General features: G+C 70.4%; 25 protein-coding genes. 13 read left to right on the forward strand and 12 right to left on the reverse strand.

Annotation, left to right across the window (positions count from 1 at the left end):
• Both AB0J90_RS24115 and AB0J90_RS24120 read left to right on the forward strand, forming a co-directional pair.
• Positions 1–1,719, forward strand: a complete 1,719-nt coding sequence (locus AB0J90_RS24115) for a hypothetical protein (protein ID WP_363599321.1) — start codon at positions 1–3, stop codon at positions 1,717–1,719.
• A 40-nt stretch (positions 1,720–1,759) separates the two neighbouring features.
• A complete protein-coding gene (locus AB0J90_RS24120; RefSeq protein ID WP_363599323.1) occupies positions 1,760–2,767 on the forward strand; it encodes a peptidoglycan-binding protein in 1,008 nt (335 codons plus the stop codon).
• Between the two features lie 77 nt (positions 2,768–2,844).
• Here the strand turns inward: AB0J90_RS24120 and AB0J90_RS24125 are convergent, their stop codons facing one another.
• Entirely contained in the window at positions 2,845–3,990 is a 1,146-nt protein-coding gene (locus AB0J90_RS24125) for an HNH endonuclease signature motif containing protein (RefSeq protein ID WP_363599325.1), read from the reverse strand.
• Positions 3,991–4,093: 103 nt separating this feature from the next.
• On the opposite strand from AB0J90_RS24125, the gene AB0J90_RS24130 reads away from it, so the two are divergent.
• Positions 4,094–5,149, forward strand: coding sequence for a Gfo/Idh/MocA family oxidoreductase (locus AB0J90_RS24130; RefSeq protein WP_363599327.1), 1,056 nt, complete (start codon positions 4,094–4,096; stop codon positions 5,147–5,149).
• A 23-nt stretch (positions 5,150–5,172) separates the two neighbouring features.
• The gene (locus AB0J90_RS24135) at positions 5,173–6,018 is read left to right on the forward strand and encodes an alpha/beta hydrolase (protein WP_363599329.1); all 846 of its coding nucleotides are present in this window, start codon (positions 5,173–5,175) and stop codon (positions 6,016–6,018) included.
• Between the two features lie 8 nt (positions 6,019–6,026).
• On the opposite strand, the gene AB0J90_RS24140 is transcribed toward AB0J90_RS24135, so the two are convergent.
• Entirely contained in the window at positions 6,027–6,713 is a 687-nt protein-coding gene (locus tag AB0J90_RS24140; RefSeq protein WP_363599331.1) for a TMEM175 family protein, read from the reverse strand.
• Between the two features lie 136 nt (positions 6,714–6,849).
• On the opposite strand from AB0J90_RS24140, the gene AB0J90_RS24145 reads away from it, so the two are divergent.
• Positions 6,850–8,400, forward strand: a complete 1,551-nt coding sequence (locus AB0J90_RS24145) for a glycosyltransferase family 39 protein (protein ID WP_363599333.1) — start codon at positions 6,850–6,852, stop codon at positions 8,398–8,400.
• Positions 8,401–8,418: 18 nt separating this feature from the next.
• Here the strand turns inward: AB0J90_RS24145 and AB0J90_RS24150 are convergent, their stop codons facing one another.
• The 3 genes from AB0J90_RS24150 to AB0J90_RS24160 form a co-directional block, all read right to left on the reverse strand.
• Positions 8,419–9,120 carry a DUF305 domain-containing protein gene (locus tag AB0J90_RS24150; RefSeq protein ID WP_363599335.1) on the reverse strand — a complete coding sequence of 234 codons (702 nt, stop codon included), beginning with the start codon at positions 9,118–9,120 and terminating at the stop codon, positions 8,419–8,421.
• A gap of 154 nt (positions 9,121–9,274) precedes the next feature.
• Positions 9,275–10,534 (reverse strand): primary-amine oxidase, encoded by a 1,260-nt coding sequence (locus AB0J90_RS24155; protein ID WP_363599337.1) that lies wholly within the window; start codon positions 10,532–10,534, stop codon positions 9,275–9,277.
• Positions 10,535–10,552: 18 nt separating this feature from the next.
• On the reverse strand, positions 10,553–11,365 hold the full coding sequence (locus AB0J90_RS24160) for a hypothetical protein (protein WP_363599339.1): 813 nt from the start codon (positions 11,363–11,365) through the stop codon (positions 10,553–10,555).
• 314 nt (positions 11,366–11,679) lie between these two features.
• On the opposite strand from AB0J90_RS24160, the gene AB0J90_RS24165 reads away from it, so the two are divergent.
• The 4 genes from AB0J90_RS24165 (at position 11,680) to AB0J90_RS24180 (ending at position 15,156) form a co-directional block, all read left to right on the forward strand.
• Positions 11,680–13,170 carry an APC family permease gene (locus AB0J90_RS24165; RefSeq protein ID WP_363599341.1) on the forward strand — a complete coding sequence of 497 codons (1,491 nt, stop codon included), beginning with the start codon at positions 11,680–11,682 and terminating at the stop codon, positions 13,168–13,170.
• Between the two features lie 9 nt (positions 13,171–13,179).
• Positions 13,180–13,947, forward strand: coding sequence for an IclR family transcriptional regulator C-terminal domain-containing protein (locus tag AB0J90_RS24170; RefSeq protein WP_363599343.1), 768 nt, complete (start codon positions 13,180–13,182; stop codon positions 13,945–13,947).
• Between the two features lie 74 nt (positions 13,948–14,021).
• A complete protein-coding gene (locus AB0J90_RS24175) occupies positions 14,022–14,777 on the forward strand; it encodes a DUF72 domain-containing protein (RefSeq protein WP_363599345.1) in 756 nt (251 codons plus the stop codon).
• A 13-nt stretch (positions 14,778–14,790) separates the two neighbouring features.
• Positions 14,791–15,156 (forward strand): hypothetical protein, encoded by a 366-nt coding sequence (locus AB0J90_RS24180; RefSeq protein WP_363599347.1) that lies wholly within the window; start codon positions 14,791–14,793, stop codon positions 15,154–15,156.
• Between the two features lie 14 nt (positions 15,157–15,170).
• Here the strand turns inward: AB0J90_RS24180 and AB0J90_RS24185 are convergent, their stop codons facing one another.
• Entirely contained in the window at positions 15,171–15,824 is a 654-nt protein-coding gene (locus tag AB0J90_RS24185) for a DUF1345 domain-containing protein (RefSeq protein ID WP_363599349.1), read from the reverse strand.
• 357 nt (positions 15,825–16,181) lie between these two features.
• Between AB0J90_RS24185 and AB0J90_RS24190 the strand changes: the two genes are divergently transcribed.
• A complete protein-coding gene (locus AB0J90_RS24190; RefSeq protein ID WP_326557663.1) occupies positions 16,182–16,520 on the forward strand; it encodes a hypothetical protein in 339 nt (112 codons plus the stop codon).
• Positions 16,521–16,599: 79 nt separating this feature from the next.
• On the opposite strand, the gene AB0J90_RS24195 is transcribed toward AB0J90_RS24190, so the two are convergent.
• Together AB0J90_RS24195 and AB0J90_RS24200 are read right to left on the reverse strand one after the other, a co-directional pair.
• On the reverse strand, positions 16,600–17,823 hold the full coding sequence (locus AB0J90_RS24195) for a hypothetical protein (RefSeq protein WP_363599351.1): 1,224 nt from the start codon (positions 17,821–17,823) through the stop codon (positions 16,600–16,602).
• A gap of 198 nt (positions 17,824–18,021) precedes the next feature.
• Positions 18,022–18,675: a TetR/AcrR family transcriptional regulator gene (locus AB0J90_RS24200; RefSeq protein ID WP_363599353.1), complete on the reverse strand. Its 654-nt coding sequence runs from the start codon at positions 18,673–18,675 to the stop codon at positions 18,022–18,024.
• A 125-nt stretch (positions 18,676–18,800) separates the two neighbouring features.
• On the opposite strand from AB0J90_RS24200, the gene AB0J90_RS24205 reads away from it, so the two are divergent.
• Positions 18,801–20,318, forward strand: coding sequence for an MFS transporter (locus AB0J90_RS24205; protein ID WP_363599354.1), 1,518 nt, complete (start codon positions 18,801–18,803; stop codon positions 20,316–20,318).
• A 49-nt stretch (positions 20,319–20,367) separates the two neighbouring features.
• Here the strand turns inward: AB0J90_RS24205 and AB0J90_RS24210 are convergent, their stop codons facing one another.
• Genes AB0J90_RS24210 through AB0J90_RS24220 form a run of 3 tightly spaced genes read right to left on the reverse strand, consistent with a single transcriptional unit; the run spans position 20,368 to position 22,556 of the window.
• Complete coding sequence (locus tag AB0J90_RS24210; RefSeq protein WP_363599356.1) at positions 20,368–20,982, reverse strand: response regulator transcription factor; 615 nt, start codon at positions 20,980–20,982, stop codon at positions 20,368–20,370.
• Complete coding sequence (locus tag AB0J90_RS24215; protein WP_363599358.1) at positions 20,982–22,124, reverse strand: histidine kinase; 1,143 nt, start codon at positions 22,122–22,124, stop codon at positions 20,982–20,984. Before AB0J90_RS24215 ends, AB0J90_RS24210 begins: the two co-directional genes overlap by 1 nt.
• A 12-nt stretch (positions 22,125–22,136) precedes the next feature.
• Positions 22,137–22,556 carry a DUF6069 family protein gene (locus AB0J90_RS24220; RefSeq protein WP_363599360.1) on the reverse strand — a complete coding sequence of 140 codons (420 nt, stop codon included), beginning with the start codon at positions 22,554–22,556 and terminating at the stop codon, positions 22,137–22,139.
• Between the two features lie 234 nt (positions 22,557–22,790).
• Between AB0J90_RS24220 and AB0J90_RS24225 the strand changes: the two genes are divergently transcribed.
• On the forward strand, positions 22,791–23,696 hold the full coding sequence (locus tag AB0J90_RS24225) for a bile acid:sodium symporter family protein (RefSeq protein ID WP_363599361.1): 906 nt from the start codon (positions 22,791–22,793) through the stop codon (positions 23,694–23,696).
• Between the two features lie 16 nt (positions 23,697–23,712).
• Here the strand turns inward: AB0J90_RS24225 and AB0J90_RS24230 are convergent, their stop codons facing one another.
• Entirely contained in the window at positions 23,713–24,261 is a 549-nt protein-coding gene (locus AB0J90_RS24230) for a hypothetical protein (protein WP_363599363.1), read from the reverse strand.
• Positions 24,262–24,525: 264 nt separating this feature from the next.
• Between AB0J90_RS24230 and AB0J90_RS24235 the strand changes: the two genes are divergently transcribed.
• Positions 24,526–25,794 (forward strand): glycosyltransferase family 87 protein, encoded by a 1,269-nt coding sequence (locus AB0J90_RS24235; RefSeq protein ID WP_363599365.1) that lies wholly within the window; start codon positions 24,526–24,528, stop codon positions 25,792–25,794.
• Positions 25,795–25,824: the final 30 nt, after the last annotated feature.

Consider the following 25,824-nt stretch of genomic DNA (forward strand, 5'->3'; position numbering starts at 1 on the left):
ATGCCCTCTGTCACCTCGTGGACCCGGATCGAACCGGGATCCCGCAACGACAACCTGGCCCCCGGCCTACAGGCCCGGGTGCACGACCCGCTCTGGCTGCTCGCCCGGCAGTGGCAACTCGGGGAGTTCACCGGCGAGGACGCCGGCTCCCCGGCCTCGGTACGAATCCAGGCGCAGGTCACCCCCGTCACCACCTACCGACCGTACGGCGGCCCGGAGCAACCGTACGACCGGGGCCGGCCACTGGAGTCGGTGGTCGAAGCCGGCTCCGGCGGCCAGCTCACCGAGCCACGTACCGCCGCCCGGACCGGTCAACACTTCCTGCGGCTGCTCGCCGAACGGCCCACCCTGGCCGCCTACGGCCCACTCTTCGCGCAGGCGTACCCGGTGGTCGTCGACCCACAACGGTCGGCGGCGCTGGACGAGCGCGGCCGGCGGTGGCTTGCCGTCATGGGCCGGCGAGCGGCGAGCGGCGCCGCGCTGCTGCCCGTGCTGCGGGCCCTCGTCGACCACGGCACACCACCACCCCGGCCGACGCTACCGACGTCGATCCTGCCCGAACTGACCGAATGCGCGCAGACCTGGCTGGACTGGCTCGACCGGCTCGACCTCGCCGGAACCGACCCGGCGGTATCCCCGGCCGCGTGGCAGGCCGACCGGATGGAGTACCGCTTCGACCTCACCGCACCCACCACCGACGGCCCCACCGTCCTGTCCGCCAACGAATACGACGGCGGCCGGCTCGACTGGCACTCCTTCAGCCACGACACCACGGCCACCACCGACGTGCCGGCCGGCCCGGAGACGGAGATCCGGGTCCGGACCGTGCTGCCCGCACCCGCCAGCTACCCCGGGATGCCGGCGCCCCGGTGGTGGGAGTTCGAGGACGCCCGGGTCGACTTCGGCCGGGTCGAGGCCGAACCGACCGACCTGCACCGGCTGCTCCTGGTCGAGTACGCCACCGTCTACAGCAACGACTGGTACCTGCTGCCACTGACCGTCCCGGTAGCCAGCGTCGTGAAGATCCGCTCCCTGGTGGTCACCGACACCTTCGGCTTCCGCACCCTCGTACGGATGGCCGGCGCCCTTCCCGACGACGGCCAGGACTGGAGCCTGTTCCGGCACACGGTGACCGGCCCCGGCGCGACCGCGAACCACGGACGGTCCGACTTCCTGCTGGTCGCGCCGGCCATCGCGGACAGCCTGGACAGCGCTCCGGTGGAGGAGGTCCGGATGTTCCGCGACGAGATCGCGAACGTCGCCTGGGCGGTGGAAACCACCGTCGAGGGGGCCACCGGGCGGCCGTTGCGCCGCCACGAGAACGCCGAACCGGCCGAGCCGTCCCCACCCGCCGGGGACGAGCCAGCCGGCGCCCACTACCGGCTGGCCACCTCCGTCCCGGAGCACTGGTTTCCGCTGCTCCCGGTCGAGCCCACCCAGGGCGCGTACCGGTACCGCCGGGGCGGCGTACCCCGGCGGCGCGACGGGGAGACGGTCGTCCCCCGACCGCTCGGTCAACTGCTCGAACCCGACAGCGACCTGCTCATCCACGAGGAGGAGGTGCCGCGCGACGGGCTGCACGTCACCCGGTTCCGTCAGCGGGCCCGCTGGTCGGACGGCTCGACACACAGCTGGACCGGGCGGCGCAAGCGGCCAGGCCGGGGCGAGGGCGCAAGCGGCCTGCTCTTCGACGTGATCACCGATCCCACCGACGACTGAGACAGCAGAACCGTATCCACCGACAACCGAAGGAGGAACCATGAGCAGCCCCGTCACCACCGTTGACCCGGACCGGATGTACGAGGACGACGACCCGGAGAGCCGGATCGGGGAGCCGGTCGAGTACGACCTTTACGACCAGGAGGAACAGGAACAGCCGGCCGAGGAGCCGCCCGGCCTCGCGGCGGGCTACCATCTGGCGCCGACGTTGAAGGTGCTCCGCGACGAGGTCGACCGCCGATGGCCGCACCGGGACCGGGCCTCGGACGGCTGGATCGGCGACGCGGCGCACCAGGCCACCAAATCGGACCATGTGCCGGACTCCGACAACCGGTCGGTGAACGCGCTCGACATCGACAGGGACGGCATCGACCCGATGCTGGTCGTACGGATGTGCATCGCCCACCCGTCCACCCAGTACGTCATCTTCGACCGGACGATCTGGAGCCGAACCCGGAAGTTCGCCGCGGCCCGTTACACCGGCAGCAACCCGCACGACAAACACCTGCACGTGAGCGTCAGCCACACCCGTTCGTTGGAGACCAGCACCCGCGGCTGGGGGATCGCCGACGCCGTGGTGCCGAAGCTCGGCGACCGGGTGCTGCGCAAGGGCAGCCAGGGCAGCGACGTACGCGAGTTGCAGACACTCGCCAACCGGCTGGGCGCGAAGCTGACGGTGGACGGCGACTTCGGCCCGAAAACCGACACCTGGGTACGGAGCTTCCAGAAGTCACACCGGCTGGCGATGGACGGGGCGGTCGGCGCGCAGACGGTCGCCGCCCTGCGCGAGGCGACCAAGCCGGCACCCGCCCCGCAGCCCACCGGACGGGCACCCGGTTCGCGTACGCTGCGCCGCTCGATGACCGGGGACGACGTCGCGTTCGTGCAGCGGTTCATCGGCGAGCAGCGCTGTGGCCGGCCCACCGGTGTCTTCGACGCGAAAACCGAGGCGGGCGTGCGGTGGTACCAGGAAATGCGCGGGATCGCCGTCGACGGGGTGGTCGGCCCGCAGACCTGGCGGCAGATGCAGGTCCGGGTGACCTACTGAGGGCGGGCCGGTGCCGTGGCCGTACGAACGGCCGCGGCACCGGTCGCCGGTTCCCCGCCTGGCGGCCCGATCCGGTATCAGCCCGGCTGACCGAGCTTCTCGCGACGCTTCGCCTCATAGCGCGCCACGGCCTCACGTCGGCAGTCGAGACATATCCGCTCAGTTCGCTCCTTGCCCTTCCGTTCTCGTTTGGTGATGCGAGTGTTATCGGGCGTTCGCTCGTGCCCATTGCGGCAACTATTCGCGAGCTCCGCCGCAGTGCGCTGGTAGCCGTACCTTCTGCGGGCGTACTCCCTAGCGCACTCGCGGCACTCGCCATTGCCGCTCGTTCTACCGACCATAAATGTATCGTGACCGCGAGGACAGAACTGAACTGGCGGCCGTGGGCCCTTGCGTCGGGCCGCATCTTTGACTAACTGACAGGCAATGCATCCACCGGATGGGTATCGACCTGTCTCTGCGTAGGTATGGCCCTTCGGGCAGCGAGATTCAATATCGCTGGGGGTTCGGCGGGGCGAACCCTTCCTTGAACGTTCAGGGTTGCATACAGTGCATGACACGCCTGGGTTGATGTCGGCGTTCTCGCGCAAGTGTCCGTTTCGGCACGTCCGAGGACGCCGCTCGCTGAAGGGAACCCGACGACTGTTTTCGCTTCGTGATACTGCCTCAAGGTGCTCGGGATTGAAGCAGGCTGGTCTGCGACATAGGTGGTCGATCGTCACCGTTTCGCTGAGCGGGGAGATGGCCAGCTGGTAGGCGACCCGGTGCACGTACTGCGTCCGATTTTCGATAGATGCCACGCCGTAGCCGCGCACCCTCGCCCCAGTCCATATCCAGCATCCGTCCACGTCCAGGTGTCGACGTGCAAGGAGTCGGTCGAATACCGGCAAGTGTCCTAGGGGTTTGCCGAATGAATCTCGACGGCGAAGGTTCTCGGCTCGAGATACGAGCTGAAGGTGAGCAGGATTGACGCATGCTCGGTCACGGCAGAGATGGTCGATCTCGTAGCGTCCCGGTATGTCGCCGACGAAAGCGGCGTATGCGAAGCGGTGCCCACTGGTCTTGGTGCCGTCGATCTGGATCGTGCTGTAGCCGTTGCTGCGTGCGCGGCCAGAGAGATACCAGCAGCCCGACGTCTTCTCGATCACGGCGAGAAAGCGGGCTATGTGCGGCTGAACCTGCTGCTGCGTCAGTGCCACGATGCCATCGTGGCAGGTATACATCCGGCTGATGTACTTGGGGCGGTCCGTGGCCGTGGGAAAGACTGCGGCGCCGGTCGTGCGTACTCCCGGGGTCGCCGGGGCGGTGGTGATCTAGGGTGGCCGGATGACGGGCCGGACGTCGTTCGTGTTGGTCGGTTTCGGGTACCGGGCGGAGGCGTTCTGGCGGCTGTCCACCGCGCTGCCCGACGTGACCTGCGTCGGCGCGGTGGTCCGTACGCCCAGGACGCTGCCGGTGCCGGCCTTCGGTTCGCTCGCCGACTGCCTGGATTCGGTCCGGCCGGACTTCGTGGTGACCGCCCTGCCGCGGGCCGCGAACCCGGACATCCTGGTCGACGCGGTCGCCCGCGGGGTGCCGGTGCTGACCGAGACGCCGCCCGCGCCGGACCTGCCCGGACTGCGTGATCTGTGGGAGGCCGTCGGCGATTCCGGGCTGGTGCAGGTCGCCGAGCAGTACCTGCTGATGCCCGCGCACGCGGCACGGCTGGCGGCGGTCCGTTCCGGGATCATCGGTACGCCCACCCAGGTGCAGGTGTCCTCGACGCAGCAGTACCACGCGGTCTCCCTGATCCGGGGTCTGCTCGACGTCGGTCACGACCCGGCGACCGTGCGCGCTTCGCGTACCACGGCGCCGTTGCTCGACCCGCAGAACCGGGCCGGCTGGACCGACGACCCGGTGCCGAAGCCTGCCACCACCACCATTGCCACGCTGGACTTCGGCCGGGGGCGTTCCGGGCTGTACGACTTCACCGACAACCAGACGCGCAACCAGTTGCGGTTTCGGCGCATCCTGGTTCGCGGCACCCACGGCGAGCTGCGCGACGACGAGGTGGTGCACCTGGCCGCGCCGCGTACGGTCGTGCGTTCGCCCCTGGTACGGCGGCAGACCGGGCACGACCTCGACCTCGACGGCTTCGACACCGGGGCCATCACGCTCGGCTCCGAGGTGCTGTACCGCAACCCCTATCCGGGGCAGCGGTGGAACGACGACGAGATCGCCACCGCCACGATGCTCCAGGCGATGGCCGCGTGGGTACGCGGTGCGGGAGCCGCGCCGTACCCGCTGGCCGAGGGGGCGCAGGATCACCTGATCGCGCTCGCGATCGAGCAGGCCGCCGACACCGACCGTACGGTCACCACGACCACGCGGGCGTGGACCTGATCGGACGGTGGCATCATTTCCGGATGACCGCTCCGACCTTTGTTCTTGTCCATGGTGCCGCCAGTAACTCGTTCGCCTGGGCGCCGATGCAGCGGGAGTTGGCCCTGCGCGGGCATCGTTCGCTCGCCGTCGACCTGCCCGGGCACGGCTTCGGCGCGACGTTTCCGGTGGCGTACCAGGCGCCGCAGGACCTCACCGGCCTGGCGACCGCGCGGAGCGCGATGGCCGGCGTCGGGCACGCGGACAACGTGGCCCACGTCCTTGGCGTGGTGAAGCGGGTACGCGAGCACGGGCCGGTGATCCTGGTCGGTCACAGCCGGGGTGGGCTCACCCTGACCGGGGTCGGCAACGCGGCCCCGGAACTGGTCGACCGATTGGTCTACATCTCGGCGTGGTGCTGCGTCGTCGACACCCCGGCCGGATATGAGGCCTCGGCGGAGAACGCGTCGACCGCGTTGGCGGGTGTCGGTGGCCTGATCGCCGCGGATCCGAGGGGACTTGGTGCGTTGCGCTTCAACTGGCGTACCGCCGATCCGGAACTGCTCGCGACGCTGCGGGAGGCGACGCTGGCCGACGGCACCGACGACGAGTTCCGCGGTTATCTGAACACCCTGGAGCCGGACGAGAGTCTGGACGCCGGCGAGGAGCGGGTCGACGCCGACACCTGGGGTCGGATCCCGCGCACGTACGTGCGGCTCACCGCGGATCGGTCGGTCCCGGTTGCGCTCCAGGACCGGTTCATCGCGGAGGCGGACGCGCTGACCCCCGGTAACCGGTTCGACGTCCGGTCGCTCGATGTCAGCCACGCGGGTGTGCTGGTCCGCCCGGGCGAGGCCGCGGCCCTGCTCTCCTCACTGGTCGAGGGCTGACCCGCCCGCTAGGTCTGCGGCGGGGGCGGGCGGTCGACGAGTCGGCGGGCGAAGGGCGCCGCGTTGTACAGGCCGGCGCTGGTGACTCCGTAGAACACGGGCAGCAGCACGAAGATCCCCAGGCTGGCGATCGGCGCGACCAGGTAACCGACGAGGCCGGCGACGACGTACAGGATGAGCCCGATCAGTGCCCGGAGCCGTTCGCTGGGGTACAGGCGGTCGTGGACGCCCTCTTCGAGCAGTTCCCGGTGCCGGCTCAGGTAGTGGAAGAACACCAGCCAACTCACGCAGAGCAACGCGCTGACCAGCGCGTAGAAGGCGACGCCCACGCGTTGGTCCTGCTGGTTGTGGTCCTGTAGCGCGCGGGACACGACGGCGGTCGGGAACGGTAGCAGCGCCGTGCTGAACAGGACGAACAGGTTCGCCCAGTGCAGCCCCCGATCGGCGATCCGGATGCGGTTGAACGTCGCCCGGTGGTTCAGCCATACAACGGCGACATAAAGGTACGACGCGACGTATGCCCCGTATGCGGGCCACTGCTTGAGAAGTCCGGAAAGCAGGTGACCGTTCTCGACCTCCGGAACCCGCAGGTCGAGGACGAGGAGCGTGATGACGATCGCGAGGACCCCGTCGCTGAAACCCTCGGCGCGCGTGGTGCCCGATCGGACACCGGCGTCGTCGACTGGTCTGCTCACCGGGTGCTGGTACCCGTTGGTGCTTGCCCCAACCTGACCCCGCAGTCCTCCCCGCCGGCCCGGTCCCCGGTTGCAGGTTCACGCAGTTCCGTTCCAGCCCCTGCCGACGCCTGGCAGCCGTCGATACGCTGCCGCAATGACCGGCGTTTCCGGGTCCGCCACGTCCCGTACCGTGCCGACGGCCGGGGGGACGGCAGTCGTGTCGCCGCCGCCGGTTGCCTGGCCCCTGCTGGGTGCCGTGGCCGGTACGGCCGGCGCGCTGATGCTCGCGTTCAGCGGGCGGTACGGCTATCACCGCGACGAGTTGTACTTCCTCGTCGCCGGCCGGCACCCCGACTGGGGGTACGACGACCAGCCGCCCCTGGTGCCGTTGCTCGCCCGGTTCATGGACAGCGTCTCCGGCGGCTCGCTGGTCGCACTGCGACTGCCGAGCACGGTCGCCGTCACGCTGGGTGTGCTGCTGGTGGGTCTGCTCGCCCGTGAGTTCGGTGGCGGACGGGCGGCGCAACTGTTGGCGGCCGTCGGTTGGGCGGCCGTACCGGTGGTGATGATCTCCGGTCACCTGCTCAACACCACGCCGCTGGACCTGCTCGGCTGGATCACCGTCGGCTGGCTGGTGACCCGCTGGGTACGCACCCGCGACGACCGGCTGCTGCTGGCCCTGGGCCCGGTGGTCGGCCTCGGGTTGCAGGTCAAGAACCTGCCGCTGATCCTCGTCGCCGCCCTGTTCGGCGCGGTGCTGATCAGCGGGCCGAGGGAGGTGCTGCGCCGCCCGGCACTGTGGATCGCGGCGGTGGTGGCACTGGCGCTCTGGGCGCCGAACCTCTGGTGGCAGGCCACCCACGACTGGCCGCAGCTCACCATGACCGGGGTGATCCGCGAGGACGCGGACTTCGGCGGCCGGGCCGGGCTCGTACCCGCCCAGTTGCTGATGCTGGGTCCGCTGCTGACGCCGATCTGGGTCGCCGGACTGTGGCGGCTGCTGCGTTCCGCGGACGCGCGGCCGTACCGTTTCCTCGGTTGGACGTACCTGCTGGTCCTGGTGTTGGTGCTGGCGACGGGCGGGCGGGAGTACTACCCGGTCGGGGCGTACCCCGCGCTGGTCGCGGCCGGTGCGGTGGTGACGGTCGGCTGGTTGCGTCGCGGGGTACGGCCACGGCTGCGCCGTACCGGGCTGGTGGTGCTGCTGGCCGTGCACGCGGTGACGACCGTCGGGCTCGCGTTGCCGGTCTATCCGATCCGGTGGCTGCCGGACACCCCGCAGGCCGAGGTCAACTACGACGCGGGGGAGACGGTCGGCTGGCCGGAACTCGCCGCGACGGTGGCCGGGGTCCACCGGGCCCTGCCGGAGCGGGAGCGGGCCGACGCGGTCCTGCTGACCGGCAACTATGGCGAGGCGGGTGCGCTCGACCGGTACGGGCGCCCGCTCGGGCTGCCCACCCCGTACAGCGGGCACGTGAACTACTGGCGCTGGGGTCCACCGCCGGACAGCGCCCGGGGCCCGGTGATCGTGGTCGGCTGGTGGACCGCCGAGGAGTTGGCCTCCTACTGCGGTACGGTCACCCTCGCCGCCCGCCACGACAACGGGTACGGCCTGGACAACGAGGAGCAGGGCGTACCTGTGTGGGTCTGTCGTGATCTGACGATGCCCTGGTCGCAGCTTTGGCCCCGACTCCGCCGCTTCTGACGGACCCGGCTGTCGGTCTCATGCGTCGATCAACCGGCGCATGGCCTCGTTCTCCGCACCCTGCTCGTTGACGACGTGCTTGGCCAGGTTGCGCACGTACGCGTTCCGCCCGGCGGAGACCGCGCCCTTCGCCATCGCGATCGCGCCGAGATGGTGCTCGATCATCCGGGTCAGGTACAGCCGGTCGGCGGCCGGTCCCTGCGCGGCGGCGAGTTCGGCGAGTTGGGCCTCGGTGAGCATGCCGTGGCCCTCGCCGCTGTGCACCCTCGCCGTCGCCGGATCGGCCGGGTCGACCCGAGGCTGGTCCCAGCTTTCCAACCAGGCGTTCATCTCGTCGACCTCACGCTGCTGGTCGCGGGCGATGAACTCGGCGATCGCGACGACTCGCGGCGACACCCCGGACTTGGTCAGCAGGTCCCGGCTCATCCGCACCGCCTGCGCGTGGTGCGGGATCATCATCCGGGCGAAGAGCAGGTCCACCCCGTTGGGCGGGCTCGCCGAAGCACCGCCTCCGGCACCGGTCGGAGAAGCACCGCTCGCCGGAGACAGCGCGGGGCCGGACACGGGCGCCGGCGGGCCGGAGGGCACCGCCGGATCGGGCAGCGCCACCGCCGCCGGAGCCGGTGCGACCCGCTCCGGATCCGTGCCCCGACCGCAACCGCCGCCCATCATGACCAGCCCGGCCAGCGTCAGGGCCAGCATCCCGGTTGCCTTGCGCATGCTTCCTCCACAATCCGCTCGGTTCGAAGCTCGTCCCCATGGCTCGCAGGCCGTCCCGACGGGGGTTGTCGGCCACGCCGTCGGGGCGGCCGGTGGTCCCGCCCGCGCGGACCAGCGCGAGCGGGACCACCGGGTCACTCGGTTCCGGGTACGGTCACGGCCGGCCGTTGACGTCCAGGCGGGACGCGGGGCCGATCGGGTTCGTCGCGGTGTAGTCGCGGGGCAGCAGGTCGAATCCCTGCCAGTGCACCGGCATCGGGCTCTGGTCCTCGTCGCGCGGCACGTGGTGGTAGCCGACCCGGACCCACATCACCGGGTCGGTCAGCGACTCGCCGTCGGAGTAGTCGAGGATGCCCCGGCCCGCGCACTCCGGGTCGAGGTTGAAGGTGGCGAACTTCTCGCACGGCTTGTACTGGGTGAACGTGACGTCCGGCTGGGTTTCCGGGTGCGCCTCGTACGCGTCGCTGGCGCCCAGTTCCAGCTCGTACGACCGGTTGTGGCCGTCGGAGTTCTTGCTGGTCGGGCTGACCACCCGCCACCAGCGGCGCAACGCGGTGTTGAGCGGTGCCTCGGTGGCGACGGCGGTCTTGGTGGTGTGGTAGATCGCGGCGCGGGTGCCGTTCTCACCGGTCGGTGCGGTGTCGTACTGCTCGACCTTCTCCTGGCCCCGGCCGCCGATGTTGAAGTCGACCTTCCAGAAGGCGCTGTGGTAGTGGTTGGTGGCGAAGTCGGTCTGCCCCGCGCCGAGCGGCCAGCCGTCGTCGACCGTGGTGTAGTCGCGGGGCGCCAGGTCCCCGGTCGCGCCGAGTCGGACGGCGATCGCGCCGTCGTCCTGCAACCGGTATTCGGTGATGTACTCGTACCAGCCGACCTTCGCGATGGTCCGCAGGACCACGTCCTGGCCCTGCTTGGCGATCGGCTGCTCGGGCGTCTCGCCCTGCAACCGGTACGCCAGCCCGGTGTCCTCGACCTTCACGCACATCACCTTGGTCTCGGACTGGCCGTCCTCGGTCCAGACGCCTCGGCGGGAGCCGCCCTTGCAGTCCACCGCGGACATCTGCTGCAGGTAACGCCCGCCGAACCCGTACGAGGTGATGTCGTTCCACTCGTTCGCGCCCGAGTCGTACGGGACGTTGAGCTGGGCGATGGTGACCTGGTTGAGCACCGTGATCGGGTTGGCGTCCCGCTTGCCCTGGTACGCCACCCGTTCCAGCACCAGGCCGGTACGGTCGTCCATCCGCCAGCAGAGCTGCCACAGCGAACCGTTCGGCAGTTCCTGCTTGACCATCGCGTCGGCGTCGCAGTACGTCCAACGTTCGTCGGCTGCCGTCGCCGGTGCCGCCGCGGCGAGCGCGCCGAGCAGGGTGACCGTGGTCGCGGCGCCGAGCAGCGCCGTCAGCTTCCTGTTTCGCATCTGGGAAGAGCCCTCCATCTACTTCAGGCGGGCGACGACGCGCCCGGAGAGGTCGACGACGATGTCGGAGATGTCGATGAACACGCCGCCGGGCACCTGCGGTACGAGTTGCACGCAGCGGTGCTTGCCGCACTGCTGGGCGCCCTGGTCCGCCGGTGCGGCGACGTAACTGGGCGTGCTGAGCAGGACCTGGTTCACGTCGGTGATGTCGGTGCCGGTGGCCTTGCGGAACCGGGACTTGAAGTCGGCGCTCAGGTCGTTGGCGAGGAAGATGCGGAACGCCTCGGTGCTTTCCCGAACGCTTGTCGGTGGTTGGATGCCCGGTGCGGCGAAACTGTTCTCCAATTTGCCGGTCTTCAGGTTGACCACCTGCTTGACCAGGGTGTTGTCGGTGTAGTTGTAGTAGTAGAAGGCGGCCCGTCGGGCACCGTCGGAGCGTTCGTCGACCAGTTCGGTGGAGAGGTATTCCGGACCTGCCGCGCCGGTCACACCGGTGCCGGCGGACAGTGCGGCGGCGGCGACCTCGCGGGCGGCGGCGCGTTCGTCCGGGGTGATGGGATCGCGACCGGTGCCCTTGGCCGGTGCCGGTCCGGGGGTGGGGTCGTCGATGGTGACCGGGCCGCTGTCCGTCTCGACCCGGTTCTGCCCGGCCGCCGGGCCGGTCGTTGCCGGTGGGGGAGTCGGTGCGGTCGCGGCGGCGCTGAGGGAGACCGCGGCGGTGGCCACCACCGCGGTCGTGACGGCGATGCCCAGGCCCCATCTGAGCCGTTGCGCTCGGTTCCGCCAGGGCGACCCGGGCGTCGCCGGATCCGTGGGTTCGACACGCTGCATAGACACTCCTGCGGGAAGCGTGGTTTCGATCTGCTGCGCCGGGGTCGGGCTCCGCGTCGAGCCCGGCCTCCGTGACCAGGCGATCGCCGACCCGGTACGTCGTCCACCCTGCGTGGATCAAGCCGGGTACGGGTTGCGCGTCCATCAATTCCCGGCAATATGCCGGGACGCGGTGAACGCGAACGGGGTCGGACCCTTTCTCGTTCGGTCCGCTCAGGCCGGTACCGCCCGTTAACAACGAAGAAACGAGGCGTATCTATTTTCAAGATCTCTACAGGGGCGGCCGAGCCCACCGGCACGTGAACGGGGATACGGTGAGCGCTCTCGACGACGCGATTGCCGGCGCGCTGGCCCGTCCGGCCCGCCCGCTCGGCCAGCCGTCGTCGGAGACCGGCCTGGACCGGCGCCGTCTGTCGGCGTTGCCGGTGGCCGCCCAGGCCGTGGCGAACGTCGCCCCGTCACCGGGCATGATGGCGGCCAGCGGGATGGTCGCCTGGCTCGGTGTGGCGGTCGTCCCGGTGTACCTGCTGGCCACCCTCGCCATGGTGCTGGTCGGGTCCTGTGTCGCCCAGTTCGCGCGGCGGATGGCGGCGGCCGGTTCGCTCTACACCTTCGTCGCCAAGGGACTGTCACCCCGTACGGCGTTCCTGACCGGCTGCGCGTTGCTGTTGGCGTACCTGTCGTTGGTCGCCATGTGCCTGCTGGGGTCCTCCCGGCGGCTGGCGACGCTGCTCGCCGACGCGGGCCTGATCTCCGTCGTCGAGCAGGAGCGGACGGTGTTGCTGCTGACCATGTTGCTCGGCACGATCCTCGCCACCTGCGTGGTACGTGGCATCCAGATCTCCGCGATGGTCACCCTCACCCTGGAGGCCGCCTCGGTGTGCGTGGTGCTCACCGCGCTCGCGGTCACCGCCTACCGGGGGGTGGGCATCGCCGACACCCTGGCCGCACCGGACCTGACCGCCAGCGCGGTCACCGCGGCGCTGATGATCGCGATCACCGGGTTGGTCGGCTTCGAGAGCGGATGTGCGTTGAGCGTCGAGGCCCGGCGGCCGTACGCGGTCGTTCCCCGGGTGGTGTTCTGGACCCCGGCCGTCTGCGGCGCGCTCATGGTGGCCGCCGCCGGCCTGCACATCTACGGTTTCAGCCGGCACCAGGGCGGGTCCGCCGTGGACGGTTCCGCGCTGGCCGGCCGGGCGGTCGCGGAGGTCACCCCGCTGCTGCCGGTCCTGCTGCAACTGGGGCTGGTCTCGTCGCTGTTCGCCTGCGCGATGGCGTCGGCGAACGCGGCCGTCCGGGTGCTCTTCTCGATGGGGCGCGAGCAGGTCACACCGCCGGTCTTCGGGCGTACCCACCCCCGCTACCGGACGCCGTACGTGGCGGCCGTGACGGTGATCCCGGCCGCTGTGCTCACGCCGGGCGCGCTCTGGCTGGCTGGTCTGCCGATCCGGTCGATCTCGAACGCGCTGTCCGTCCTCGCCACCCAGGGCTTCCTGCTCACGTACGTGCTCGTCTGCCTGGCCATGCCGGTGTTCCTGCGCCGGATCGGAGAGCACACCCGGTGGGCGAGCATCGCCGGACTGCTCGGTGCGGTGCTGCTCGGAGCCGTCTTCACCGGGTTCTGGGCGGAGACCGTACGGGACGGCAGAGCCGTGCTGGTCGCCGTCTTCGCCGGTCTGCTCGTACTCGGCCTGCTCTGGTTCGGCCGGGTACGTCGGCGGGTGCCGGACGTCGCCGTCGGCTTCTTCGACGAGGCCACCGTCGAGGACATCCTGCCCGGCGCGTCGCCGGTCGGCCGGGGCTAGGCCGGCCGGATGACCAAGCCTCCCCGCCACCCACCGGCCGAGTTGGCGGGACGCCAGCCGGCCGCCGTGGTGTCCGCGCTGACCGTGTTGGAAGAGGTCGCGCGGGCGGGTCCCGGGGTGACCGCCAAGGAGATCTCCACCGCGCTGGGCTTGCCGCCGGCCACCACGTACCGGTTGGTGAACCTGCTGGTGGGGGAGGAGTACCTGGTCCGGCTCGCGGACCTGCGCGGGTTCGCGCTCGGCCGGAAGGTGATCGAGCTGGCCGGTGCCGCCGCCCGGGAGGCGCTGCCGCCGGGGGTGCCGGAGGTGGTGACCGCCCTGCGCACCCGCGTACGCCTCGCCGTGCACCTGGTTCGTTACCGCGACGGGCGGCTGCGGTTGGTCGACCCGGATCCGGACCATCCACCGTCCCCGGAGGCGCTGCTGGCCCGGCATCTGCACGCCTCGGCCGTGGGCAAGCTGCTGCTCGCCGAGCGGCGGGACCTGTGGCCGGTGTCGCTGGCCCGGCTCACCCCGGCCACCATCACCCGACCCGACCTGCTCGACCTGGAACTGGCCGGGGTACGCAGCGAACAGGCGGCCCGCCAGCTCGGCGAGTTGCGCCGGGACCGGGGTTGTCTGGCGTTCCCGGTCCGTGGCCGGGCTGGTGACCTGCTCGCCGGTCTGGCCGTGAGCACCAGCCCGGACCGGGTCGGCCGGTTGGACCGGGCGGTCCTGCGGCTGGTCGGCCGGTGTGTCGACGAACTGGCCGACCTGCTGGCGCTCGACCCGACCTGAACCGGCCCGTCCCTGCCGCCCGGTGCGACAGCGCTCGCCGTCCACGGGCGTTGCGGGGTGCATGATGGGCGGAGATGATTCTCGTCGGCACGTCCGGATGGCAGTACCGCGACTGGCGCGACCGGTTCTACCCGGCCGGGCTGCCGCAGCGGCGCTGGTTGGAGCACTACGCGGAGCGGTTCGCCACGGTCGAGGTGAACAACGCGTTCTACCGGCTGCCCGAGCGGGACACCTTCGCCCAGTGGCGCGAGCGCACCCCCGGCGACTTCTGCGTCGCGGTCAAGATGAGCCGCTACCTGACCCATATCAAGCGTCTGCGGGAGCCGGACGAGCCGGTCGCCCGGTTCTTCGACCGGGCCACCGCGCTCGGGGGCCGACTCGGACCGGTGCTGCTCCAGTTGCCGCCGAACCTGCGCGTCGACGTTGCCGCGCTGGACGCCACCCTGGCCCAGTTCCCCTCGGGCGTACGGGTGGCGGTCGAGCCGAGGCACGCGTCGTGGTGGACCGCGGAGACCCGGCGGGTGCTGGAGGTACGCGGAGCCGCTCTGTGCTGGGCCGACCGGCGCAGCCGACCGGTCACCCCGCTGTGGCGTACGGCGGCCTTCGGTTATCTGCGGCTGCACGAGGGCCGGGCGAAACCGTGGCCGCGCTACGGCCGTGCCGCCCTCGGCTCCTGGCTGGACCGGATCGAGGCCGGTTACGGCGACCGGGATCCGGTGTACGTCTACTTCAACAACGATCCGGGCGGGGCGGCCATCGTCGACGCGAGCGCGCTGGCCGGGATCGCCCGTCGGCGCACGCTGCAGATCACCCGTGCCCCCGTGGCCTGAAGCGGTGCGGCTGGTGGGGGATTGGCCGAGGGGAGGACGGGAATCCGCGGTCACCGGCAACGCGGAGGTGGTGGTGACGATGGCCCGTGCGGCGAAGAGCAGCGGACCGACCGGACGGCTCAGCAGGGCACGGAACAGCACAAAACGTCGGCGGATAGCGTTCGCCCAGCGCGCCGAGGAGCTTGCCGCCCAGGTGGGGGTCATGCTGGGGCGCAAGGCCAGCAAGGCAGGCCGCAAACGCCCGTTGAAGACCGAGCGGGGCGGCAAGAGCACGACCCGCAGCGTGGGTGCGGACACCCGCGGCATCAAGGGTGCCAAGATCAGAAGGCGGCAGGGTCGGAAGATCGGACTCGGTCGTAAGCGGGTCCGGCCCAGCTGAGAGGGCACGATTGCTCACGGATGGGCGAGGCCGGCGACCAGGTTGATGGCGGCGCCGATGATGACGGCCCCGAACAGGTAGGCCAGCAGGGCGTGCCGCAGCGCGGTGCTGCGCATCTCGGTGGTCGTGAGGTCGGTGTCCGAGACCTGGAAGGTCAGGCCGATGGTGAACGCCACGTACGCGAAGTCGGCGTACCGGGGCGGCGGTGTCTGGTGGAACTCGATCCCGCCGTCGGGCCCGGTGTAGTAGATCCGCGCGTACCGGGCGGTGAACACCGTGTGCACGACGCTCCAGGACAGCACGATGCTCACCACGGCCGCGCCGATCCGGATGGGCTTGGCGAGGTCAGGCGGGTTGCCCTCGGCCAGCACGAAGCCGATCGCGACCAGACTCACCAGACATGCGCCCAGCAGCAGCAGGTCGCGCACCGTGCGGTTGGGATCCTGTCGTACCGCCAGGCGTGCGGTCTGCTCCGAATCCATCGGCCAGATGATCACCCAGACCCAGATCAGGTAGGCGAGTGCGGCGGCGTCCCAACCGGCCAGCGGGCCGAGAATCGGCGAGTAGAGGACGCTCACCGGCACTCCGACGCAGATACCGATGACGCCGACCGCCGCCAGTTCCACCCCGGAGCGCACACGCTGGGCCGACGCCGGAAGTCTGCTCAACTGGAGCGCCCGTACATCTACGCCACCTCTTCCGGCCGTCCACATCGACGCTCGGCCAGCCCGCCCACGCCACTTCCTATGCCCTAACGACGCAGGCCCGACTTTGTCAACGGCCGCCGGCCGTCGGCGCGGGCGGGTACGGAGGCGCAGGTGTCGGTGGCCAAGTCGAGAATTTGCATCTTTCGATTTAGATATTGCAGCGCATTGTTCGACAACCTACGATCACAGCGTCGCCATCGATCCACTACCGCCGATGCGGCAACCGCTGAGGCAGCCCGTGGGTCGGTACGCGGGGCGCCAGCCACCTCGGGCATCCGCGCGGGCGATCCCATCCGCTCCCACCCGCGAAGGATCACCGTGAGAATCGTCAAGCTGTTCGCCGCGGCGGCCGTCACCGCCGCTGCCGTACTCGTACCGGCCGCTGCCGCCCAGGCCGCGCCCTGTCAGGGGATCTACTCGATCGCGAACTACGCCGGCAAGGTCGAGGTCACCGGCGGCTTCGCCTGCGACAACGGCTGGCAGCCGGCGTACCTGGTACTGCTGCGCAGCCAGAACGGCGGGTCACCGCAGTACGTCGCGAGCGGCATGGGCGTGGCCACCTACGTGTGCCGTACGTCCGACATCTGGACGTACCAGCTCGGTGGCCAGGTCGTCGGCAGCGGGGGTTACACGCTCACCGACGTGCACTGCGGCTGAACCTGACACGGGATGCCTCCCGTACCGGACGTGGGTTTCCCGTCCGGTACGGGAGGCGGCGTCCTGGGCGATCCGATGTTCAGTGCCGGGTGTGGTCGCCGTTGAACTCCTGCTGGTCCGGCTGCGCGTTCTGGTCGCCGGCCGGCTCGACCGGCTCGGCGACGGCCCGGTTGCCGCCCGGCGGGACCGCCACCATCCGGTACTCACCGGTTTCGGCACTGATCGCGGCGGCGGCCATCACGGCGGCGGCGGCCCGGTCGGCCACCCGCTTCGCCTCGCGCTGCACTCGCGCCCGTACCTCCATGGCGTGCCGCTCGGCGGAGTCGGCGGCCTGGCGGGCGTCGTCCAGGCGGGTGAGTTCGGCGGTCATGTCCTGGCGGACCTCGCCGAGGCGTTGCTGTAGCTGGATGACGTCGCGTTCCGTGCTCGCCCGTTCCTGACGCGACTGCGCGAGCCGCTGCTGAGCGGTTTCCTGGGCGGCCTGGAGTTGGGCCAGCGCCTGCTGCCGGGCCTCTATCTCCTTCTGCGCGACGGAGAGCTGCTGTTCGAGGGCGGCCGCCTGCTCGTCGGCGCGACGGTGCAGGTCGGCGGAGTACTGCTGCGCCTCGGCCTGGAGCGCCGCGTTCTTCTGTTCGGCCATCGAACGCCAGCGCGTCAGGTCGGCCTCGGCCGCCGCCTGCCGTTCGGTGATCTCCCGCTCCACATGCGCCTTCCACTGCCCAAGCTCCTGCTGGGTCTGGGTACGCGCCGCCTCGATCTCCTGCTGGACCTGGGCACGGGCCGCCTCCAGCATCGACTCGGCCTCGGCCCGGGCCTGCTCGACCTGCTGCCGGCTCTGCTCGTTGATCCGGTCCGCTTCCTGTATCGCCTGCTCCTGGGCGGCCTCGCCCTCGGCGATCAGCTTGTCCGCGTGCTCGCGGGCCTCGGTGAGGACCCGTTCCGCCTCGGCCTGATAGTCGGCCGCCTGCTGCGCGGCGGTGTTGACGATCGCCTCGGCCTGCATCTCGGACAGGGCCAGGATCTGCTCGACCATCGGTCCGAGTTGCCGGAACGACGCCCGGTCCGTCTGCGGTGGCCGCTGGTGCAGGTCGGCGATTTCCGCCTGAAGCTGCTGGACCTGCACGGTCAGACCGCGGACCTGGCCGTACGCGGACTCGCGCTCGGACGTCAGCTTCGAGATGTCGGCGGTCGACTGTGACACGTACTGGTCCACCTGCCGCTTGTCGTAGCCGCGCAGCGCGGACTCGAAGCCCGGCCGCGAGGTGCCCTCGCGTAGGTCGAACAGCTCCGCGCTCTGGGACATGCGCCATCCTCCATACGATCGGAGCCCGGCCCGGGCGTACGACACGCCGCCGGGACACGGCTCAACCGCCGGACTATACCGCCCGCCCGAGTCAACGCAAGGCCACCGTTGTGACAGTGGACGTCACCTTCCGTCCCCGGTCGCCGGGGCGTCGTTCCGGTGGCCGCCGGTCGGGCCGGACCCACTGCCGGGGCTTGTTCAGACGGTCGCCGGCAGTGGTTCTCCGATCGCGGTCGGACCGGTCGGCACGGTTCCGTAGAGCAGGCGCAGCGTGGCGTCGGTCAGCGAATCCAACAGGTCGTCGTCGGTCTGCTCGTCGGGGCTGGTGAAGGCGTGGGCGAACATCGTCAGCCTCAGCTTCACCACCATCAGAGCCAGCAGGGTGGGGTCGCCCACCACGGTGACACCGGCCCGGATGTCCCGCTCGACGCGCCGGGTGATCGCCGTGCAGCCGTTGGCGGTGACCCGCTCCCGGATCTCGACGATCTCCGGCCCGGGGAACGGGTTGACGAACGCCTCGCACAACCAGCGCCCGTCGATCTGCCACCGTTTGAGGGAGCGCGCGAGCCCGCGTCGCAGGGCCTCCCGGTCGAGGCCGTCGGACTCGACCCACTCCGCCAGTTCCTGCTCGCTCTCGCCGAGCACCGTCTCGCAGAGCGCGGCGAGCAGCGCCTGCTTGGACTCGAAGTAGAAATAGAAGCCCGAGCGGGCGATGCCGGCCGCCGCCGCGAGTTCGTCGATCGTCACCTGCGCGAGCGGCTTCTTTCGCAGCACGGTACGGGCGGCGTCGATCAGGGCGCGCTCACGTTGATCACCCTTGGTCGGCCCGCGACGGCTTCCGGAAGCTGGCATGCGGCCACTATACCCGCCGTCGTCGGTGATCGACGTCACGACGAGTTTTCTCGACACCGTGTTGAAAAACGAGCGCCTGCGGTTCTACGTTCGGTGCTTCAACCAGGCGAAAAGAGAGCCCGAACATGCTGACCACCTCCGACGGGCCGCGCGTCTCCCGTCTCGTGCTACCCGTCGTCGCGTACGGCGTACTGCTGGTCGCTGCCCTCCAGTCCCTCGTCGTACCGGTCCTCGGGGCGATCGCCGGGTCGCTGCACTCCAGCGCCAATGCCACCAGTTGGGTGGTGACCGCCAACCTGCTCGCCGCCGCCGTACTGACGCCGATCCTCGGGCGGCTCGGTGACCTGCGCGGCCGGCGGCCGGTCATGCTCGGGGTGCTGACCGTGGTGCTGCTCGGCGGGGTGCTCGCCGCCACCACCGACAACCTGCCGCTGCTGCTGCTCGCCCGCGTCCTGCAGGGCTCGTCCTTCGCCCTCTTCCCACTGGGCATCGGTGTGCTGCGCGACGAACTGCCACGGGAACGGCTCACCGGCGCGATGGCGATCGTCAGCGGGACACTCGCCATCGGTGCCGGGATCGGGCTCGTCGCCACCGGACTGCTCACCCGCGACGGGGCCGACTACCACCGCGTCTTCTGGCTCGGCACCGCACTCAGCGCGATCGGACTCGCCGCCGCCTGGTACGTCGTACCGCGACGGGAGCCCACCGCGGTCGGCCGCACCGACTGGGCGGGTGCCGGCATCCTCGGCCTCGCCCTGGTGCTCCTGCTCATGCCGCTCGCCCAGGCCAACAACTGGGGTTGGGGCTCGGTACGCGTGATCGGCTCGTTCGTCGGTGCGGCCGTCGCCTTCACCGTCTTCGTGCTGGTCGAACGTCGCCTCACCCACCCGCTGGTGAGCATCCGGATGCTGACCCACCGGCCACTGATCGTCGCGAACGTCGCCGGCCTGTTCCTTGGTGTGTCGCTGTTCGTCGTGTTCCTCACCGTGGCGTCGTTCGTCCAGGCGCCGCCCACCCTAGCCGGCTACGGATTCAGCTCGACCGTGCTCGCCGCGAGCGTCGTCTACCTGCTGCCCGGTGCCGCCGCGGGTGTGGTCACCGCCCCGCTGGGCGGTCGACTCGTCGCCCGGTACGGCGCCCGCTCGACCCTGGTCATAGCGCTGCTGCTCGCGGCGCTCGGATACCTCTCCCTCGCCGTGCTGCACAGCGCGAGCTGGCAGGTGATCGTCGGCTCCTTCGCCGTCAACACCGCCGTCACCTTCGGCTACGCCGCCCTACCGGCCCTGCTGGTCGAGCACGTCGGGCCGGCCGAGACCGGCATCGCCAACAGTGTGAACTCGATTGCCCGCTCGATCGGCAGCTCACTGGCCAGCGCCCTGGTGGTGACCATGCTGACCCGCAACCTGATCGCCGGGTCGCCCGTACCGCTGCCGCACGAGTCGCAGTACGTCGTCATCTTCGCCATCGCGGCGGTCGGTGCCACCGCGGGGGCCGTCCTCGTCGCCCTCGGCCTGTCCCGCAGCCCGCGTGGTGTGCTCACCACCGCGCAGGCCGAAGCCGAGGAGGTGCTCGGCGCGGCGGGGCTGGACATTCCCACCGAGTTGCGTCCCGCGGGCTCGCCCGTGGCCGACTCCCGCCGATGACGCCCGTACGGCCGGGTCGCTGCGGCGTCAGCGACCCGGCCGTACGCGATCAGAGCCAGCCGCGGTCGCGGGCCAGGCTCAACGCCTCACCCCGGTTGCGCGTGTTGGTCTTGCCGATCGCCGACGACAGGTAGTTGCGTACGGTGCTCGCCGACAGGTGCAGGCCGGCGGCGATGTCGGCGATCGTGGCACCGCCCGAGGACGCGTTGAGCACCTGCCGTTCCCGGTCCGACAGCGGGTTCGGGCTGGCACCCAGCGCCTGCGCGGCGAGTTGCGGGTTGACCGCGATCTCACCGGCGAGGACCCGGCGGATGGCCGAGGCGAGTTCCTCGACCGGGTCGTCCTTCACCAGGAAGCCCTTCGCCCCGGATTCGAGCGCGCGTCTGAGGTAACCGGGGCGGCCGAACGTGGTGACCACGATGACGACGCTGCCGGGCAACGCGTCGATCACCTCGCCGATGACGTCGAGGCCACTGCGCCCGGGCAGTTCGATGTCGAGCAGCACCACGTCCGGCCGCTCCCGGCGCACCGCGGCCACCACCTCGTCGCCGCGCGCGACGGTCGCCACCACACTCATGTCCTCCTCGAGGTCGAGCAGGCTCGCGAGCGCCGAACGCATCATGCCCTGGTCCTCGGCGATCAGGATCCTCGTCGTGGCCGCCATCAGGACTGCCCCGACAGCACGGCCACCGGCACGGCCGCCGCCAGGCGGAAGCCGGTCGTGCTTGTTGTCACGGTCAGCTCGCCACCGACGTCCTCCACCCGTTCCCGCAGGCCGCGCAGGCCGCTGCCGGCTCCGGCCGTACCGCCGTGTCCGTCGTCGACAAGTTCCACGCTGGCGACCCTGCCATCGAAGCGCACCTCGATCCGGCAACTGGTGGCCGCGGCGTGCCGCAGCACGTTCGTCGTACCCTCCCGCACCACCCAGCCGAGCAGCGAGTCGACCCGTGGGTCCAGCTCCACCGCCGGTGACGTCACGTCGACCCGGACGTTCGCGGCGGCCAGCGCGGTCCGTGCGTTCGCCAGCTCCTCGACCAGGCGTACGGTCCGGTACCCGCTCACCGCCTCGCGTACCTCGGTCAGGGCCTGCCGGCCGATCGTCTCGATGTCACGTGCGTGCTCGACCGCCGAGTCCGGGTCCCGGTCGAGTAGCCGCCTGACCGCCTCCGCCTTCACCACCACCAGCGACAGCGTGTGTCCGAGCAGGTCGTGCAGGTCACGGGAGAAGCGCAGTCGCTCCTCGGAGACGGCGACCCGGGCGAGCTGCTCGCGGGTGCGGGTGAGTTCACCGACCACGCCGACGAGGTACTGCACCAGGAAGGTCGCCGCACCGGCGAAGAACGTCGCGAAGCCGAGCGACAGGGCCAGTTCCACCGACCCGCTCTCCAGGCCGGGGACCAGAGCCCCGCTGATTGTGAGCGACGCGATCAGGCTCAACGCCCACCGCTGCCGTACGGCGACGGCGGCGGCGATCGCCAGCAGCGGGAAGATGAACTCCCGATCCGTACGCCAGCCCACCAGGTAACCGGTGCACAACACCGTGAGGAGCACGAGAGCCGCCTCGGCGCGGCGCCGCGTACGCAGACCGGGCCGGAACGGCAGCCGCACCGTCACCGCGTACGCCGCGCCGAGCACCACCAGGTAGCTCGCCCGCCACACCTGCCCGTCCACCAGCGCGTCGATGAGCGGCGCCACCAGGAGTACGGGCGCCCACACGAGCGCGAACCAGGGGCCGGGGTGGCGCGTGACCCACGCCAGCGCCGGCTCGCTCTCGACACATCCGATCGTGCTGTCGTCCGAACTCATCGCCACATCCACTCAACGAGCCGACGTCGGTGCGAGCCCGACGATCAGCGTCACACCGACCAGCACGTGCATGCAGAGCAGCGTGACGAGCACGCCGCCGGAGGCGCCGGAGGTGACAGGTCCGAGCAGGGACGACACGAGCACCGTCCAGGCCGTGATCAGCCAGGCCCGGCGACCGCCGCGGAAGCGGCCTTCGAGGAACGCTAGCAGTGCCCAACCGGCGCCACCGACCAGCAGCGGCACGAGCACGACCGACGCGGGGCTGACCGTCTGTTCCTGCGCTCCCGAGCCGAACGTGAGGTCGAGCCCGGCGAGCGGAACGCTGACCACCCAGACGGCGAGGGCGAGCGCCGCCGCCACCAGCAGCGTGACCGTACGGCGCAGGCGGGGCCGACGTACGGTCGGCGAATCGAGGTTGATCGTCTCCGGCATCACAGTGTCTCCCTTTCGCGATTTCGACAACGCCGACGCTACGGAGACGACAGGGGGCGGCGGCAGGCTGAGAAATCCTGTGATCCGTAGGACGAATGTCCTGCGTACCGGGTGTCGGTGACCGTTCGCGACGCGTACCGACAGGGGTTTGCGCACGTCGTGAGATGCGTGCCGAACGGCGCCGGTGTGAGGATCCGGGGATATCTCGCAGGCCTCATCGGAAGGCGGGTCGTCATGGGTTCCGGGTTGTCGCTCGTGCTCTTCCCCGTCGCACTGGGCATCGTCATGCTCGGGCTCGGGCTCACCCTGACCGCCGAGGACTTCCGCCGGGTGGTCCGGTACCCACGGGTGGTCGTGATCTCCCTGGTCTGCCAGATGCTGATCCTGCCGGCCATCTGTCTGGGGCTGGTGGTCGCCTTCGACCTGGCCCCCGAACTGGCCGTCGGCATGATGCTGCTGGCCGCCTCACCGGGCGGAAGCACGGCCAGCCTCTACAGCCACCTCTTCCGGGGCAACGTGGCGCTCAACGTGTCGCTGACCGCGATCAACTCGGTGCTGGCGCTGTTCACCCTGCCGCTGATCGTGAACCTGTCGGTGGCCGGTTTTGTCGGTTCGGACAGCTCGATCGGTCTGCAGTTCGACAAGGTGGTCCAGGTCTTCGCCCTGGTCCTGATCCCGATCGGGATCGGCATGGCCGTGCGTGCCCGGTTCACCGACTTCGCCCTGCGCATGGAACGCACGGTGAAGATCCTGTCCATCGTGGTCCTGGTCGTGATGATCACCGGCGCGCTCAGCGGTATCAAGGACGACATCGCCGCCACCATCGGCGAGGTCATCGTCATCGTCCTGGTCTTCAACCTGGTCAGCCTGGGGATCGGGTACGTCGCACCGCGTACGCTGCGCGTCGCGCACCGGGAGTCGGTCGCCTCCTCGTTCGAGATCGGCCTGCACAACGCCACCCTGGCCATCACCATCGGGATGAGTCCGGCGCTGCTCGACAACACCCGGATGGCGATGCCGTCGGTGATCTACGGCACCGTCATGTTCTTCACCGCCGCCGCCTTCGGCCTGGTTGCCGCCCGCCGGGTGCCGGCCGGAACCGAGCACACCGGCCGGGCGGCCGACCCGTCGACCGTGTGAGACCCGAGGTGACCCGTCACCACCACTGCTTGACGGCCACCTGCGCGCCGCCGCCGTTGTCGCCCAGGTTCGGGTCGTTGTACGAGAAGACGAGCTGCGGTATGCCGACGTCCCAGCCCTGGAACTGCACACAGCGGCTGTCCGCGCCGACCGGGAACCATTCGTTCGCGTGGTAGAGGCGTCCGGTCCGGGTCGACCAGATCAGACCGGCGGTCACCTTGGCGACGAGGGCGTACCTGGGGGAGTCGGGGGCCGGCCAGCCACTGCCGAGGCCGGGGGCGGGCAACTCCCCGACGATGTTCTTCGACGTGCCCCAGTAGTCGACCCGGACCGAGCCGGAGGCGGTGATCCGGAAGATGTCGCCGTCCTGGATGCCGGCCGGGGCGGCCCACGGGGTGTGCTGGTTGCCGGGGGCGGACCAGAAGGCGCCGTCGCCGTGCTGTGGCCGTTCGTTGTTGTAGCAGTTCTCCAGCGGTAGGGCGGCCGCCGCGGGCGCGGCCGGGCCGATCGCCACCGCGCCGACTCCGACCAGGGCGCCGACGAGTACGAGCCGGATCGACCGCATCGGAAAACCCTTGACGCGCATTTTCGCGAACCGCGCAGAACCGAACATCCGTTGTCCCTTCATCGGCCGTCTCAGCGGAGCCGACGTTAGCCAGCGACGTCAACATCGTCGGCTGTTGCTTTGTCACGGCATCGGAGCATTCTCCGGAAACATTCGTCTGTCTACAATGCACCAGCCGAAAGCGGGTCTGCGGAAACACCAGGCCCCGCGCCGACGACCGAAACACGAGGGTGGGCAATGGACCTGAGCGGACGGCGCCGGTCAATGGTTGCTGTGCTCGCGGTATGGATCTTCACCAGGACCGCATTCGTGCTGGTCTACACGAAGGTCGTCAAGGCTCCCGATTTCGGCGGCGTCTTCGCCGACGTGGAGCTGTACTACCGCTGGAGCGACTCGCTGCTCGACTGGCAGGTCCCCGTCGGCGACCCGATGTGGCAATATCCGCCCGGCGCCGCGGCGATCTTCGTCTTCCTGCGCCACCTCGGCGGCGACTCCGTCGGTGGGTACGAGGCCACCTTCTTCGTCGCGGCACTCGCGGCCGACCTGCTGATCCTGCTCGCCCTGTTCCGGCTGGCGAGGGGCGACGGGCTGCTGCTCGGTGCCGCGGCCTGGGCCGTGGTCGTACCGTGTCTGAACCTGCTGACCTATGCCCGCTACGACATCTTCGTCACGGCCTCGGCCGTGGTCGCGCTCGCCGCCACCGTCCGCCGTCCGGTCGTCGCGGGCGCCGCCATGGCCATCGGGGGACTGGTCAAGGTCTGGCCCGTGCTGCTGCTGATCAGCGCCAGACCGTTGCGCGGGCTTCGCCCGATGCTGACCGGTTTCGTCGCGGCGCTCGCCGTACTGGGTGGTGCGCTCACGCTCGCCTTCGCCGGTGGCTGGTACGGCTTCACGAACAACCAGTCGGACCGGGGGCTCCAGATCGAGTCGGTGGGCGCGTCCCCGCTGGTGCTGGCGCGGCTCTGGGACGAGACCATCACCGTCGTCTACGTCTTCGGGGCGATGGAGTTCCAGCACCCGTACGTGCGCGTGGCGACGGTCGTGCTGCCGCTGCTGACCGTCGCCGGCCTGGGTTTCCTCGCCCTCTGGTGGCTGGTACGGGGTCGCCGGATCACCTGGACCGCCACGCTCGGATTCGACGTGGCGCTGCTGGCGGTCCTCGTGTCGGTGCTGACCAGCCGGGTCTTCTCGCCCCAGTACATGCTCTGGCTGGTCGGGACGGCCGCGGTCTGCCTGACCCGCCGGGACACGACACAACGGGTCAGCGCCGTCCTGATCCTGGTCGCCACCGGGCTGACCAGCGTGCTCTTCCCGTGGTTCTACGAACATGTGTCGGCGGACCCGTACTGGCAGGGCACCGCGCTGCTGCTCGTCCGCAACGCCCTGGTGCTGCTCGCCCTCGGTGTCGGGCTCGGTGCGCTCACACGCGCCGCTGGTAAGGCGGCCCTCGACAGCGGTACGGACGCGCACACCGGCACCGGTGTGGGCCGGGCCGGTGCCGGTGTGCCGTCCGTGGGCGTGCTCCCGAGCTGATCTTCCGTCCGGGAGCACGCCACCTCTGCG

Origin of the sequence: Micromonospora sp. NPDC049523 (assembly GCF_040676775.1) — a bacterium.
Lineage (GTDB): Bacteria > Actinomycetota > Actinomycetes > Mycobacteriales > Micromonosporaceae > Micromonospora_G.

Excerpts from the sequence above, each read along its gene's own strand:
- AB0J90_RS24115 (WP_363599321.1), top strand. The coding sequence starts at position 1 with ATGCCCTCTGTCACCTCGTGGACCCGGATCGAACCGGGATCCCGCAAC.
- AB0J90_RS24120 (WP_363599323.1), top strand. The coding sequence starts at position 1,760 with ATGAGCAGCCCCGTCACCACCGTTGACCCGGACCGGATGTACGAGGAC.
- AB0J90_RS24125 (WP_363599325.1), bottom strand. The coding sequence starts at position 3,990 with ATGTATACCTGCCACGATGGCATCGTGGCACTGACGCAGCAGCAGGTT.
- AB0J90_RS24130 (WP_363599327.1), top strand. The coding sequence starts at position 4,094 with ATGACGGGCCGGACGTCGTTCGTGTTGGTCGGTTTCGGGTACCGGGCG.
- AB0J90_RS24135 (WP_363599329.1), top strand. The coding sequence starts at position 5,173 with ATGACCGCTCCGACCTTTGTTCTTGTCCATGGTGCCGCCAGTAACTCG.
- AB0J90_RS24145 (WP_363599333.1), top strand. The coding sequence starts at position 6,850 with ATGACCGGCGTTTCCGGGTCCGCCACGTCCCGTACCGTGCCGACGGCC.
- AB0J90_RS24150 (WP_363599335.1), bottom strand. The coding sequence starts at position 9,120 with ATGCGCAAGGCAACCGGGATGCTGGCCCTGACGCTGGCCGGGCTGGTC.
- AB0J90_RS24155 (WP_363599337.1), bottom strand. The coding sequence starts at position 10,534 with ATGCGAAACAGGAAGCTGACGGCGCTGCTCGGCGCCGCGACCACGGTC.
- AB0J90_RS24160 (WP_363599339.1), bottom strand. The coding sequence starts at position 11,365 with ATGCAGCGTGTCGAACCCACGGATCCGGCGACGCCCGGGTCGCCCTGG.
- AB0J90_RS24170 (WP_363599343.1), top strand. The coding sequence starts at position 13,180 with ATGACCAAGCCTCCCCGCCACCCACCGGCCGAGTTGGCGGGACGCCAG.
- AB0J90_RS24175 (WP_363599345.1), top strand. The coding sequence starts at position 14,022 with ATGATTCTCGTCGGCACGTCCGGATGGCAGTACCGCGACTGGCGCGAC.
- AB0J90_RS24195 (WP_363599351.1), bottom strand. The coding sequence starts at position 17,823 with ATGTCCCAGAGCGCGGAGCTGTTCGACCTACGCGAGGGCACCTCGCGG.
- AB0J90_RS24200 (WP_363599353.1), bottom strand. The coding sequence starts at position 18,675 with ATGCCAGCTTCCGGAAGCCGTCGCGGGCCGACCAAGGGTGATCAACGT.
- AB0J90_RS24205 (WP_363599354.1), top strand. The coding sequence starts at position 18,801 with ATGCTGACCACCTCCGACGGGCCGCGCGTCTCCCGTCTCGTGCTACCC.
- AB0J90_RS24210 (WP_363599356.1), bottom strand. The coding sequence starts at position 20,982 with ATGGCGGCCACGACGAGGATCCTGATCGCCGAGGACCAGGGCATGATG.
- AB0J90_RS24215 (WP_363599358.1), bottom strand. The coding sequence starts at position 22,124 with ATGAGTTCGGACGACAGCACGATCGGATGTGTCGAGAGCGAGCCGGCG.
- AB0J90_RS24220 (WP_363599360.1), bottom strand. The coding sequence starts at position 22,556 with ATGCCGGAGACGATCAACCTCGATTCGCCGACCGTACGTCGGCCCCGC.
- AB0J90_RS24225 (WP_363599361.1), top strand. The coding sequence starts at position 22,791 with ATGGGTTCCGGGTTGTCGCTCGTGCTCTTCCCCGTCGCACTGGGCATC.
- AB0J90_RS24230 (WP_363599363.1), bottom strand. The coding sequence starts at position 24,261 with ATGCGGTCGATCCGGCTCGTACTCGTCGGCGCCCTGGTCGGAGTCGGC.
- AB0J90_RS24235 (WP_363599365.1), top strand. The coding sequence starts at position 24,526 with ATGGTTGCTGTGCTCGCGGTATGGATCTTCACCAGGACCGCATTCGTG.